The organism is Polynucleobacter sp. AP-Sanab-80-C2, from assembly GCF_035012965.1.
GTDB lineage: Bacteria > Pseudomonadota > Gammaproteobacteria > Burkholderiales > Burkholderiaceae > Polynucleobacter.
Genome location: NZ_JAYGQS010000001.1, coordinates 92,590 through 105,666 on the forward strand (window position 1 = coordinate 92,590; position 13,077 = coordinate 105,666).

Consider the following 13,077-nt stretch of genomic DNA (forward strand, 5'->3'; position numbering starts at 1 on the left):
AAATTATTTATAATAATGCCTATGTCTAGCATTAAAACCCTAAAAAACTTCTTGGCGATTACCCGCCACAAGAGTGTGGCAGCTGCAGCCCGAGAAATTGGCCTCACCGCAGCGGCGGCTGGACAGCAATTACAACAACTGGAAAAAGAAATTGGTCTAGAGCTATTTGATCGGACGAAGCGCTCCCTCACCTTAAATGCGCATGGAAGATCGCTAATCGAACCGATTCAAGAAATCGTCGCTCGCTACGAGGCCCTTGGCTCAGATCTTAAATCCGATCTTAGCGGAACGATTGTTTTAGGTGCGCTGGTTTCTACCCTAATGGGTGCATTCGGAAAAACTTTAAATGAATTAAAGCAAAGCTTTCCCAGTCTTGAAGTGAAATTGATTGCCGGCTTATCAAGTGATTTCCTTGATCAAGTTTTAGAAGGTAGCCTCGATGCAGCAATTGTCACTGAGTCCCCATACGCATTACCCCAAAACGTACAATGGACTGAGCTATATAAAGAACCCATGATCTTGATCAGTCCAGCAACTGCATCAAAACGAAAATCAAACGTGTCGTACGCAGATTCCAAACTGCCCTTCATTCGCTTTGAGCGTAATACTTGGACGGGCCATCTAGTTGACCAAACCATTAAGGCTAATAAACTTTCTATACAAGAAGGTATGGAGCTCAATTCTGTCGAGGCTATTATTGAACTAGTGCGCCAAGGGCTTGGCTACTCGATCGTTCCAAAGCTAGCAAACATCTCCTGGGGGAATGATCGACAGCTCAACATTCAGGAACTACCTGGAAAAACAATCTATCGTAAGGTTGGACTTCTAGAGCGTAAGAAGCATGGGAGACAGAACATCACGCTAGCTATCAAGCAGCATTTCTTATCTAGCCTATAGGGCTTCACGATATAGCGTCGCAGCATCTTTCAGAGTAATTTCTCTGGGACTATTCATCAGCAATCGAGTTTGTAGCATCGCATCTTGTGCTAGCTGATCAATATCACGTTCTGTAATTCCTACCTCAAGCAACTTTTGCGGCAATCCCAACTCACCAGCAAGGCTACCGAGATAATCGGCCAACTGGGAGGCCTGCTCAATACTTGAACCTTTTAGCCCAGGCTTTATGATTTGACCAAGCTCTGCATACATCGAGTGAGCAACATCAATATTAAATCGTATTACCGGTGCCAGCATTAATGAGTTAGATAAACCGTGAGGCACATGGAATCTTGCTCCAATTGGATAGGCTAAGGCATGCACTCCAGCAACCGGTGCATTCGTAAATGCCATACCGGCTAAACAAGCACCAAGTAACATATTTTCACGAGCAACAATATCGTTTCCAAAATTGACTGCTTGGTGAAGGTTACCAGCCAATAATCTCAAAGACTCTTTAGCAACGCAGTCCGACATTGGGTTCTTCAAGCGCTTAGTAGTGAAAGCTTCAATTGCATGAACCATTGCATCTATTCCGGTTGCGGCGGTTACATGTGATGGCAGGCCAAGAGTTAATTCTGCATCGAGTATTGCCATGTCCGGCAAAAGATGTGGTGAAAGCACGCCCTTTTTCTCGCTCTCACTAACTGTAACAACAGAACTTTGAGTCACCTCTGAGCCTGTGCCTGCGGTAGTCGGCACTAGGATGAGAGGCAATCTTGGGCCTTTCGCCATGCCAATCCCATAGATATCCTCCAATCTTTCTTTTCCAGACGATAGGAGTGCAACCAACTTGGCAACATCCATTGAGCTACCACCCCCAAACCCAACGATATAGTCAGCATGACATGCTTGCGCCGCCAGCACTGCCTGATTGATTACCGGGATTGGTGGGTCAGCTTCAACATCTGAGAAGATTTGAACTGATAGCTGCAGCTCTTTAAATTGAGCTAATGCTCTATTTAGCAAGCCTGCAGCCAACACTCCAGGGTCAGTAACAATCAATACCGATTTGCCACCTCGCTCCTGAATCTTGCGTGCAAGATTGACTGAACTACCTCGCGCCACCAATATTGAATGGGTTGAGTAAAAGTCAAATTGCATAGCTCAGCATCCCGAGATAGATTAAAACGGTTTTAATAAAACTTTAGCTGCAGCAGTCTTTCCTGCATGCAAGTCGCTGAATGCCTGAGGACCATCTTCCAGCGCTCTCTTTTCAACCCATGCAAGGTCACCAAAGGCATTGCGTGCGAGCAAATTTACAGTGGCTTGTAGATCTACCGTCGAATAGGTATAGGTGCCCAGCAGGGTAATCTCAGCAAGCGTAAGCTTTCTCATGTCAATTTCGCTAGCCCAATCCTGTAGGCCAACATGCATCATTACTCCGCCAGGTTTAACTGCACTTAAAGCCGAGTTTCGGGTTACTACAGCACCGACACAATCCATCACAAACTCATAAGCATTTTCTGAAATCTTTTTATCAATCGGGTTGATTGTCTTACAGCCTACGTATTTTTCTATCGCCTTTCTACGCAAGGGATTTACTTCAGCAACCGTCAAGTCATCCACACCGTAATGCTTCAAGAGTAACGCTGATAACATTCCGATTGCACCTCCACCCAATATCAAAACACGGCACTCTTGAATCGGTCTTTGAAGTGCGCGCATTGATAAGTTAATGGCATGGACGGCTGTGGCAGCAGGCTCGGTTAACGCAGCCGCATCTAAACTTAAGCTCTCTGGAATAGCAATAAGTGAACTAGCGGGAATACTCATATACTCCGCAAAAGCGCCCGGTCTTGTCATCCCAACCATCGTACGATTAGCACACAAATTATTTCGACCTTGCAAGCAATATTCACAATTGCCACATGTAATTAAAGGGTTCCCGGTAACTCTTTGACCCTTTGAAAACAATGGAGAGCTCATCTCCTCAACCGTGCCAGCAAATTCATGCCCTAAAACTAGGCCCGGCTTTCTTCTTGGGTCATGGCCATGAAATGCATGCATATCACTTCCGCAGATTCCAACAGACTCGATTTTGAGAACCACCTCACCCTCATCTAAAGAAGGGTATGGACGTTCCATAATTTGCATTTCATTGGGCTGGGTATAAACCAAGGCTTTCATTATCTCGTTCCTTATGTAGCGGTATAACCACCATCCAACATGATGGTCTGTCCAGTAATGTATGCAGAGGCATCGCTAGCCAAAAAGATCGCCAGACCATAAATATCACTCAATTCTCCGTTGCGACCAATAGCTGTTTTTTCTGAGTGCATTTTGACTAAGTCAGGATTATTAAATACTGGTGCAGTCAGTGCTGTTGGAAAAAATCCTGGACCAATTGCATTACAAGTAATCCCAAATTTTGACCACTCTTGAGCTATTGCCCTGGTTAACTGCAAAATACCGCCTTTGGCTGCACCATAAGGAGCGCTATTTGCAAATGCCCGATAACTTTGTAACGAAGCAATATTGATCACTCTTCCCCAGTTCCGAGACTTCATTTGGGGAGCAAGCGCTTGTGTCATAAAAAACGGCGCTGCTAACTGAATATTTAATTGTTCTTGCCAGCTCTGAGGAGAAACCTCGCCGAAGGGTTCTCGTAAATTAATACCTGCAGCATTAACTAAGATGTCCACCTTGTCAGCTTTACCTAAGACTCGAGTTGAAAGATCCTTGGCAACCTCTAAATCACTTAAATTAGCAACATAAGAGGAGACATTGACTCCCTGCTCTCTCATTCGCTCTTCAGCTTGCTTTAAAGGCCCCTCTCTGCGAGCGGCAATAATCACTTCGGCGCCAGACAAACCTAAGGCCATAGCAATTGCCTCTCCTAATCCACTGCTACCACCAGTGATCAGAGCAGTTTTACCCTGCAGATTAAAAAGTTGATTCGCTAATGAACTCATACTTCAACAGGGCTTCCAAGATCAAATATTTCATTGGGAAAGTATTTTTCAAGACGATCATCAGCAGTACGGGCATGCGCTTCCATTCCCTCGAGGCGACTAATTCTTGCAGTTACCAATGCCATCTCTTTACTGCCTTCACGCGTCATCTTCTGCCAAGTTAAGGTTTTCATAAATTTATGAACCGATAATCCACCCGAATATCTAGCGGCTCCTTTAGTTGGTAATACATGGTTTGGTCCGCTAGTCTTGTCGCCAAAAGCAACAGTAGTTTCCTCACCCAAAAACAAGGATCCGTAACAAGTTAGATTACTCAGCCACCAATCCAAATCTGTTGCATGAACCTCAAGATGCTCGCTAGCGTATTGATCAGAAACCTTAGCAAGCTCTTCTCGAGTGCTGCATACAATGACTTCTCCGTAATCACGCCAGGCACAAGCTGCTGCATCTTTTGCCGTTGGTGGCAATACATCAATCATCTGAGGAACCAGCTCCATCACTTCTTTGGCCAATTTCTCAGATGTTGTAAATAACCAAGCCGGGGATTCATGTCCATGTTCAGCCTGCCCTACTAGGTCGCTGGCAACGATTTTAGGATCTGCAGATTCATCTGCAATTACCGCAATCTCTGATGGACCGGCAAAAACATCTATTCCAACTTTGCCAAATAATGAACGCTTTGCCTCCGCAACAAATTTATTACCAGGCCCAACCACAACGTCTGCTGGCTTCCCTGTAAAGAGACCATATGCCATGGATGCAATCGCCTGCACCCCGCCAAGAGTCATGATGACATCTGCACCGGCTGCCTTAAAGGCATAAAGCACATATGGATGAATGCCACCACCACGAAATGGACTAGAACAAGCAATAATATTTTTGACGCCGGCAGCTTTTGCAGTTGCCACAGTCATATATGCTGAAGCAATATGAGCATATCTTCCAGACGGCGCATAACATCCCACCACATTTACCGGTAACACCTTTTGACCTGCTGTGACGCCTGGATGCAATGTCGTTGAAAAATCACTAATACTTTTTTTCTGGGCTAGAGCAAAGTCAAATACTTGTTTGACAGCGAAATCGATATCTCTTTTTACTGAATCAGGCACATCCGCTAGAATTTTATTGATCGCAGACTCTGACATCACGATATCACCAGACCATTTATCAAGCTTTACGGCATATTCCTTTACGGCTGATTCACCATTTCGCTCAATATTGGCCAGCATTTCAGTGACCACTTGTTGAGCTGTCGATGTCTCAGTTTCTGGAGTTTTAGCCGCCTTCTTCAAATAATTTATTGACATGTTTCTAACCCTATCTTTGTAAGCGCTTACAGCTTTAATCCAAAAAATGAGGTTGCCCCCATTTTTTGGATTTCTTTGTTAACTACTTCGTGTTATTTGCAAACTCACGCAACTTCTTATCAGCATTCACCATCTTCATGAACTCATCAGTGATGTATTCGTTTGCTGGCGGAATAGTTTGAATTGCTCCAGTTGATTGCATAAAGGCTGCAATCGCATTGAACCAACCATCAACTTGTGATGGGCCTTTAGAGCCATCCATAATCTTTAACTCTGTTGCTAAATCATAGTTTGGACGGGTATCAAACTCTTTCTTCATTGAGGCCTCAGAAATAGTCACACCACCTTGCTCATAAAACTTCTTCATCATTGCAATGGCTTGGGGTTTATTGGCATTCATCCACTTCCATGCGCGCAAGTAAATTGCTAAGAATTTAGCGACGTTCTGTGGATTTTCCTTTGCATAATCACCGCGAACAATTAAAGCGCCAGGTACAAATGCTCCCCCATCTTTGCCGCTACAAATAACCTTGGCACCAGCTTTTTCTTCTAGGGTATAAATATTTGGCGCCCATAAACCACCAAAGTCTGCATTCCCAGATGACATTGCAGAAATAATTTCGCCCTGGCCCATGTTTTTAATAACGACATCGGCTTTAGTTAAACCATATTTCTTAAGGCAAGACTGAACTGCATAGTCGCCTGTGGAGTTGCCAGTTAAAACAATAGTTTGTCCTTTTAAGGACTGTGGATTTGCCGCAAATGCCTCTGCTGCTTTCGGGGTAGCTAGCAATGCATTTCCAGCAGACTCATCGTTACTAAGGCCAATCGTTTTGATTCCGAAACGGACATAACCTAAGACGGCCGGTACCGAGCCCGTACCCCCCACATCCCAAGACTTGGAGGCAGACGCTGCGATTTGAGGAACACCTGCAGGGAAGGTACTAAATTCTGGCTTAAGACCCAACTCTCCCCACCAATTTTTTTCAGTTGCAACGAAGAACGGCAAGGCCCAATACAGAGCAGGCTGATAGCTCACCTTAATCTCCGTTAAAGCAGGCTTTGCTTGTGCTTGCACATTCCCGATGCTTGCTGCAGCAAGCATTGTTGCCCCCAAGATTCCAACCAATGACTTTTTAAATTTCATATCCGTCTCCTTCGTCTATTTCAAAAGTAAATCAATGATCAACACCCAGGTTTTGCTCCCTGAGTAATTTCCAAATATGACTACGCAACTGCACAAAAGAACCTAAATCCATTACATCTTCAATACGAGTGTATTGATCCCAACCTTCTTTCTCTCTAATCGGCTTAATTTCTATAACATCTCTAATCAAACCAGGCCTTCTAGACATGACAACGACACGATCCGCAAGGTACACAGCTTCCTCAACCGCATGGGTAATAAACAAAACCGTTTTCGGATTTTTACGGGCCAGTCTCACAAGCTCTTCTTGCATTACAACTCGTGTTTGCGCATCCAATGCCCCAAATGGTTCATCCATTAATAGGACCTCCGGCTCTAATACATAGGCTCGTGCAATAGCCACACGTTGCTGCATACCCCCCGATAATTGATGAGGGTAAGCCTGCTCATAACCCTCTAGACCCATTAAGGTGATTAAGCGGGCCGTCTTCTCCCTCTTATCCACCGCGCCCATACTCAAAGACTTGAGTCCGAACTCAATGTTCTCCTGTACTGTTTTCCATGGGAATAATGCAAATTGTTGAAATACAACTGCGCGATCCGGTCCTGGACCCTTCACTTCTTTGCCACCAACTAATACACGCCCCTTACTTGGCATTTCCAGGCCCGCAACCATCCGCATACACGTTGTTTTACCGCAGCCAGAGGGTCCAACAATAGCAACAAACTCCCTATCTTTTACACACAAGTCAATTCCGCCAACAGCTAGAAATTCTTTTCCACCCTGTTTAAAACTACGTTCTACGGATTCAAAAACAATATCTGCCATAACTCAAATTTCTTTATAGTGAACAGCCAGCTTTTCAGCCTGCCTTAAAAGTACATCAATTAATAAACCAATTAATCCAATTGCAATCATTCCACTCATAACAATATCGGTTTGAATACTTGCTTGACCCTTCACCATCATGTAACCAACACCGCTAGAAGCCACAATTAACTCTGCACCCACTAACGATTGCCAACCCAGCCCCGCTGAAATTCTGAGGCCAGCAATAATTGAGGGGATTGCCGCAGGAAATAACACTTCAGTCATCAAGCGAAACTTGCCGGCGCCCAGCATCTTTGCCGCTTCAAGATATTTTTTATCAACATGTATGGCACCACGATAAGTATTAATTAATACGGGCGGGAATGCGCCCATAAAGATTACCAATACTGGTCCGCCTATGCCGGTACCAAACCAAAGCGCTGCAAATGGAACCCAGGCAATAGGGGCTACAAAACGAATACTCTCAAAGAAAGGGGTAATCAGCTGGTTAGCGAACCTTGATAAGGCCATCAACAAACCCAATGGAACACCGATCATGACAGCTAAAACAAAGCCATACAAAAAACGCTGAAAGCTGGAGGCGATATGGGCAAGTAAGGTATAGCCAGAGAATGGTTCATTGAGTAGATGAATAAACTTCAACAAGACCTGATGTGGCGCAGGAAGAAACTGTTTAGGAACAAAACCAAGAGCAACCGCTAGATACCAAAAACCAATAAAGCTAGCAAGACCTAAGCCAGTCCATAATATAAATTCACCTTGGTTTAAACGGTCGCGATTAACCATCATGCTCTCCAAGGCATCGCATAGCGCTCAGCCTTTGCTAATAATTGCGTCATTAGCCATCCCGAAATTGCTACGCTCATCATGCCAACCAGAATCATTGCCGGATTAATATCTTGAGCAGCTTGATTGAGTATTGAACCCAATCCTAAAGTAGCACCCACTAACTCGGCAGCAACCAAAGTAGTCCACGACGCCTGGAGCGAAAGTCTTAGACCAGTAAAGATCAGTGGTAGAGCGCCAGGTATTAAAACCTCTCTGTAATAGGCAAAGCGGCTAATCCCCAACATAGCTGCTGCTTCTCTTTGCGGCACTTCAATAGAGCGGACACCCGTGAAAGTATTAATAACAGCCGGTACAAACGCTGCCACATAAATCACCATAACCTTGGCTGAGTTGCCGAGCCCCAGCCAAACAATCGCTAGTGGGATCCAAGCTAAGGGGGGAATTGGTCTTAAGGTTAAAAATATTGGGTTAACAAATGCTTCAATTTTCTTATTTGCGCCCATCAAAATACCAAGCAGGATGCCTAGGGATGATGAGACTAAAAATCCTGAAGTTACCAGCACCACGCTCTGAAGAATATGCTGATACAACTTGCCATTACCGTAGCCTTGCACAGCAATAATTTTGAATGAATTCCACGTTTCAGTTGGCGATGGAAATCTTGCGCCCAAAATAATACCCGTCCACTCAGTTAACCCAAACCAAGCAAACAGAAGGATTGCACAAAACAGAAGGAGGGATAAAAACTTGCTAAAAATTTCTAATTCCTTATAGAATGACAGAAAATGTAAGCGCTTTCATTCTAACCACAAAATGGAAGCAAAATGAGCGGTGCAAACTCAAATTGACTAGGACTTTCCCTAAGGCCCAAATGAAAAAAACGGTAGGATCAATCACGATTGACCATGTTGCATCCGCAGCAAAAGTCTCTACTGCCACCGTTTCTAGGGCCCTAAATAATCCAGATGCAGTTAGCTCTGAACTCAAAGAAAAAATTAGTAGTGTTATAAAAAAATTAGGGTACATACCCAATGCAGGAGCTCGCGCACTAATGCTCAAACGCTCTGGAACAATTGGCGCTATTGTCCCGACTCTTGATAATGCAATCTTTGCACAAGGCCTTGCAGAATTTCAACGTCAACTGAATGAATCTGGACGCCAACTTTTGGTAGCGAGTAGTAACTACGATCCTGAGATTGAAGCAAACCAAATAACCAATTTACTCACTAGAGGCGTTGAAGGTATTGCGCTATTTGGCGTTAGCCAACAGCGAGAAGCGCTAAAGCTACTGAAAACCCGTAATATTCCATACATACACGTGGGATCATTATCAGCACCTTATAACGGCTATGCCTCAGGCTTTGATAACCGAGAGGCAATCAAGCCTGGAGTTCAGCATCTACTCTCTCTTGGGCATAAACACTTTGGAATACTGGCAGGAATTACAACGCATAACGATCGTGCTAGAGACCGTGTAGACGGGGTTCTAGAGCTTTTAGCTGAGAAAAAAATTCAGGTTAAAAGCGACGTGATTGTTGAATGTGCTTATGGTCTACATGAAGCACGTCTCGGAATGAAAAAATTACTCCTCAATAATCCTAAAATTACTGCGATCATTTGCGGTCAAGACGTATTAGCGTTAGGAGCATTACTTGAAGCACAAAAGCAAGGGCTTCGAATTCCAAATGATCTATCCATTATTGGATTTGATGATCTAGAAATTTCTCAGCATCTCACGCCAAGTCTGAGTACGATTCATATTGATGCAATTGGTATGTGGGCACAGGCAGCGAATCATCTAATCTCCCAGATTAATGGAGTAGACAATCTGCCTCGAAAAATTAAAGCCAGCGTCAATTTAGTTATTCGCGAATCGAGCTCAGTGCCGCCCAAGCGCTAAAAGCGAAAAAAGAAAAAGCCACCCCGAAGGATGGCTTAAAAGAAATCTATGGAGGTACTACGTAAAACAAACTACAGAATGAACAACTTCATATTAGTCCTATCTGCGACAGCCTTTTGGGTCTAATGCTTTAATACTGAGCCCAATGCACTAACTTAGTGCCGTTAATGGTTCTCTTTGGCGTGGTTGATTGAATATTTAGGTATTTCAATCACCAAGTCTTCTCTGGCAACAATGGCTTGGCAAGATAAACGGGACTGGGAGTTAAGACCCCAAGCGCGATCTAGCATATCTTCCTCATTCTCATCTGGAGGGTTGAGGCTATTCAATCCCTCTTTCACAATCACGTGGCAAGTCGTGCAAGCACAGACCATGTCACAGGCATGCTCAATCGGAATGTCATTTTCAAGCAGGGCCTCACAAATCGAGGTGCCAGGGGAAACTTCAACCACTGCGCCATCTGGGCAATACTCACTATGGGGAAGAACAACGATTTGGGTCATGATGATTTCTACTTTTTTAATTTAGATCTCGGCAACATTTTTGCCGGATAAGGCTTTCTGAATACTCGCGTTCATACGCATCTGGGCAAATTCATCAGTCGCTTTGGCCGCATGATCCACTGCTTTGCGCACAATGGCACTATCAGTCTCTTCATTCAAAATCTTTTGTAGCGCCGCCATCTCTTGATCAATCGCCTTTTGCTCTACTGCATTAAGAAGATCTCGATCACTAGCTAGCGCAGTTTGTACGGCATCTAATAAACGCTGCGCATTCACCTGTTCTTCACGCAAAGATCTAGAAAGCAAATCTTCTTGGGCTGAGGCAAATCCATCTTGCAGCATGCGGGTAATTTCTGCATCGGTTAGGCCATAAGAAGGTTTAATATCTATCGACGCTTGAACGCCAGAGCCTTGCTCAGTGGCGCTCACAGACAATAGGCCATCAGCATCCACCTGAAATGTCACCCGAATGCGGGCTGCACCTGCAGCCATGGGTGGAATACCGCGTAACTCAAAACGACCAAGAGAGCGGCAGTCTTGCACCAATTCACGTTCGCCCTGTACGACTTGGATAGCTAAGGCAGTTTGACCATCTTTGAAGGTCGTAAAATCCTGTGCTCTTGCCACTGGAATGGGTGTATTGCGAGGAATAATTTTCTCCACCAGGCCACCCATCGTTTCAATACCGAGAGAGAGCGGTATGACATCTAATAAAAGCCACTCATCATCTTTACTCTGATTGCCTGCTAATAAATCCGCTTGCATCGCTGCACCCAGCGCTACGACTTGGTCAGGATTTAAATTGTTTAATGGCTTTGTGCCAAACAACTCACCAACCGCGCGCTGCACATTGGGCATGCGGGTTGAACCACCTACCATCACTACACCTTTAACATCCTCAGCCTTTAAGCCGGCATCACGCAGCGCTTTTTTACATGATGTCAAAGTCTTAGCCACCAAGTTTTGAGTAATCTCAAAGAGCTGTGCCTGACTAACACCCACATTGACGACCGTTCCGTCTGAGAGAGTCTCATGCACACGCGCCAGAGGGTTATGGCTCAGCGACTCTTTGGCATGCTTACAGGCTTGAAGCAAGGTACGGTGATCATGAATCGATAAAGGGGGTAATTTAGATTGCTCAATCACCCAGCAATACAAACGATGATCAAAGTCATCACCACCCAATGCAGAGTCACCACCGGTAGAGAGTACTTCAAATACACCCCTACTCATGCGCAAAATAGAAATATCAAAAGTACCGCCACCCAAGTCATAGACTGCATAGGTGCCTTCAGAGGCATTGTCTAATCCGTAAGCAATCGCAGCGGCAGTTGGTTCATTAAGTAAACGCAACACTTCAATGCCCGCTAACTTCGCTGCATCTTTCGTAGCTTGACGCTGGGCATCATCAAAATAGGCGGGTACGGTGATCACAGCTCCCACAATGTCATCGTTTACGGAGTCTTCAGCCAATTGACGTAAACGCGCGAGGATTTCTGCAGAGACTTCAATAGGGCTTTTATCACCAGCAACGGTTCTGAGCTTGAGCATGCCTGGCTGATCCACAAAATCATAGGGAGTGCTTTCAATATGCTCTACATCATGTAAGCCACGACCCATGAAACGCTTTACCGAAACAATCGTGTTCTTTGGATCGATCACCACACTCTCAAGCGCCTCAAATCCTGCTTGGGTACGGCCATTTGGCAGATAACGAACTACCGAAGGAAGCAACTCGCGCCCTTGTTCATCCGGAAGTACTTTAGGCAACGCATCTTTCACAATAGCGACTAAAGAATTCGTAGTGCCTAAATCAATGCCGACAGCAATGCGGCGCTGATGAGGTGCAAGCGATTTACCAGGTTCAGAGATTTGTAATAAGGCCATAAGAAATAGAGAGTCGTTTACGTATGGTCTAGATCAAAGCTGCAATAGTGTCATCAAGTTCAAGCGCAAACTTATCAATGAATAACAAGCCACGTAAAAGTTCTGCGGCACGCTGATAATTTTTTGCGCCATCGATGGCTTGAGTGATTTCAGCAAGAATATCTGCCTTGGATTGCTCTACTTCAGCCATCAAGGCTTCAAGAGCGGGCAAATCTTCTGCTTGTTCATCTAGAAGCTCGCGCCATTCCATTTGCTTCATCAAGAAAGCGGCTGGCATCGCAGTATTGGTTTCTAGTTTGGCATCAACACCATGCAGCTGGCACAAATACAAACCACGTTGAATAGGGTGTTTTAGTGTCTGAAGGGCGGTATTAGCAAATGTAGCCATTTGCATTGCCAGTCGCTGCTCGGTCTCACTCCCGCGAGCATGGCGATCAGGATGAACTTCCTTCTGGATTGCTAAATAAGCCTGATCTAGAGCAGGCAAATCGATCTTGAACTGCTGATGTAAACCAAAGAAGTGGAAGTAATCGTCAGACGCGGAAGGATTCGCCACAACCACACTCATCTTTTACGTTTGGATTTTGAAACTTAAATCCCTCGTTCAAACCCTCACGTACGAAATCCAATTCAGTACCATCCAAATAAGCCAAGCTCTTTGGATCAACAAATACTTTCACGCCATTGGATTCAAACACCTGATCTTCAGTGGCAGGCTCATCGACATATTCCAGCTGATAAGCTAAGCCGGAGCAACCCGTAGTGCGAACGCCCAAACGTAGGCCGCAACCTTTGCCGCGCTTCTCAAGATTGCGGTTAACGTGCTTTGCAGCTTTTTCAGTCAGGGTGATTGCCATA

General features: G+C 44.8%; 14 protein-coding genes. 2 read left to right on the forward strand and 12 right to left on the reverse strand.

Annotation, left to right across the window (positions count from 1 at the left end; translation table 11 throughout):
- Positions 1–21 precede the first annotated feature (21 nt).
- Complete coding sequence (locus VC178_RS00450; RefSeq protein ID WP_323481218.1) at positions 22–897, forward strand: LysR family transcriptional regulator; 876 nt, start codon at positions 22–24, stop codon at positions 895–897.
- Here the strand turns inward: VC178_RS00450 and VC178_RS00455 are convergent.
- The 8 genes from VC178_RS00455 to VC178_RS00490 form a co-directional block, all read right to left on the reverse strand.
- Positions 892–2,040: an iron-containing alcohol dehydrogenase gene (locus tag VC178_RS00455; RefSeq protein WP_323481219.1), complete on the reverse strand. Its 1,149-nt coding sequence runs from the start codon at positions 2,038–2,040 to the stop codon at positions 892–894. The two genes, VC178_RS00450 and VC178_RS00455, sit on opposite strands and share 6 nt — an antisense overlap.
- Positions 2,041–2,061: 21 nt before the next feature.
- Entirely contained in the window at positions 2,062–3,066 is a 1,005-nt protein-coding gene (locus VC178_RS00460) for a galactitol-1-phosphate 5-dehydrogenase (RefSeq protein ID WP_323481220.1), read from the reverse strand.
- A gap of 11 nt (positions 3,067–3,077) precedes the next feature.
- Positions 3,078–3,851, reverse strand: coding sequence for an SDR family NAD(P)-dependent oxidoreductase (locus VC178_RS00465; protein ID WP_323481221.1), 774 nt, complete (start codon positions 3,849–3,851; stop codon positions 3,078–3,080).
- The gene (gene hisD, locus VC178_RS00470) at positions 3,848–5,161 is read right to left on the reverse strand and encodes a histidinol dehydrogenase (protein ID WP_323481222.1); all 1,314 of its coding nucleotides are present in this window, start codon (positions 5,159–5,161) and stop codon (positions 3,848–3,850) included. Before hisD ends, VC178_RS00465 begins: the two co-directional genes overlap by 4 nt.
- Before the next feature lie 82 nt (positions 5,162–5,243).
- On the reverse strand, positions 5,244–6,308 hold the full coding sequence (locus VC178_RS00475; protein WP_323481223.1) for an ABC transporter substrate-binding protein: 1,065 nt from the start codon (positions 6,306–6,308) through the stop codon (positions 5,244–5,246).
- A 31-nt stretch (positions 6,309–6,339) separates the two neighbouring features.
- Positions 6,340–7,137: an ABC transporter ATP-binding protein gene (locus tag VC178_RS00480; RefSeq protein WP_323481224.1), complete on the reverse strand. Its 798-nt coding sequence runs from the start codon at positions 7,135–7,137 to the stop codon at positions 6,340–6,342.
- A 3-nt stretch (positions 7,138–7,140) separates the two neighbouring features.
- Positions 7,141–7,929, reverse strand: a complete 789-nt coding sequence (locus VC178_RS00485) for an ABC transporter permease (protein WP_323481225.1) — start codon at positions 7,927–7,929, stop codon at positions 7,141–7,143.
- The gene (locus VC178_RS00490; protein ID WP_323481226.1) at positions 7,926–8,600 is read right to left on the reverse strand and encodes an ABC transporter permease; all 675 of its coding nucleotides are present in this window, start codon (positions 8,598–8,600) and stop codon (positions 7,926–7,928) included. Before VC178_RS00490 ends, VC178_RS00485 begins: the two co-directional genes overlap by 4 nt.
- A 200-nt stretch (positions 8,601–8,800) precedes the next feature.
- Here VC178_RS00490 and VC178_RS00495 point away from each other — a divergent pair, with 200 nt between their 5' ends.
- Positions 8,801–9,829: a LacI family DNA-binding transcriptional regulator gene (locus VC178_RS00495; protein WP_215367232.1), complete on the forward strand. Its 1,029-nt coding sequence runs from the start codon at positions 8,801–8,803 to the stop codon at positions 9,827–9,829.
- 164 nt (positions 9,830–9,993) lie between these two features.
- Here the strand turns inward: VC178_RS00495 and fdx are convergent, their stop codons facing one another.
- The 4 genes from fdx to iscA are packed head-to-tail and all read right to left on the reverse strand — an operon-like array spanning position 9,994 to position 13,076.
- A complete protein-coding gene (gene fdx, locus VC178_RS00500; RefSeq protein WP_215319780.1) occupies positions 9,994–10,332 on the reverse strand; it encodes an ISC system 2Fe-2S type ferredoxin in 339 nt (112 codons plus the stop codon).
- Positions 10,333–10,353: 21 nt separating this feature from the next.
- Positions 10,354–12,219: a Fe-S protein assembly chaperone HscA gene (hscA, locus tag VC178_RS00505; RefSeq protein ID WP_215319779.1), complete on the reverse strand. Its 1,866-nt coding sequence runs from the start codon at positions 12,217–12,219 to the stop codon at positions 10,354–10,356.
- A gap of 28 nt (positions 12,220–12,247) precedes the next feature.
- The gene (gene hscB, locus VC178_RS00510; RefSeq protein WP_251372103.1) at positions 12,248–12,775 is read right to left on the reverse strand and encodes a Fe-S protein assembly co-chaperone HscB; all 528 of its coding nucleotides are present in this window, start codon (positions 12,773–12,775) and stop codon (positions 12,248–12,250) included.
- A complete protein-coding gene (gene iscA, locus VC178_RS00515; protein ID WP_215296476.1) occupies positions 12,753–13,076 on the reverse strand; it encodes an iron-sulfur cluster assembly protein IscA in 324 nt (107 codons plus the stop codon). Before iscA ends, hscB begins: the two co-directional genes overlap by 23 nt.
- Position 13,077: the final 1 nt, after the last annotated feature.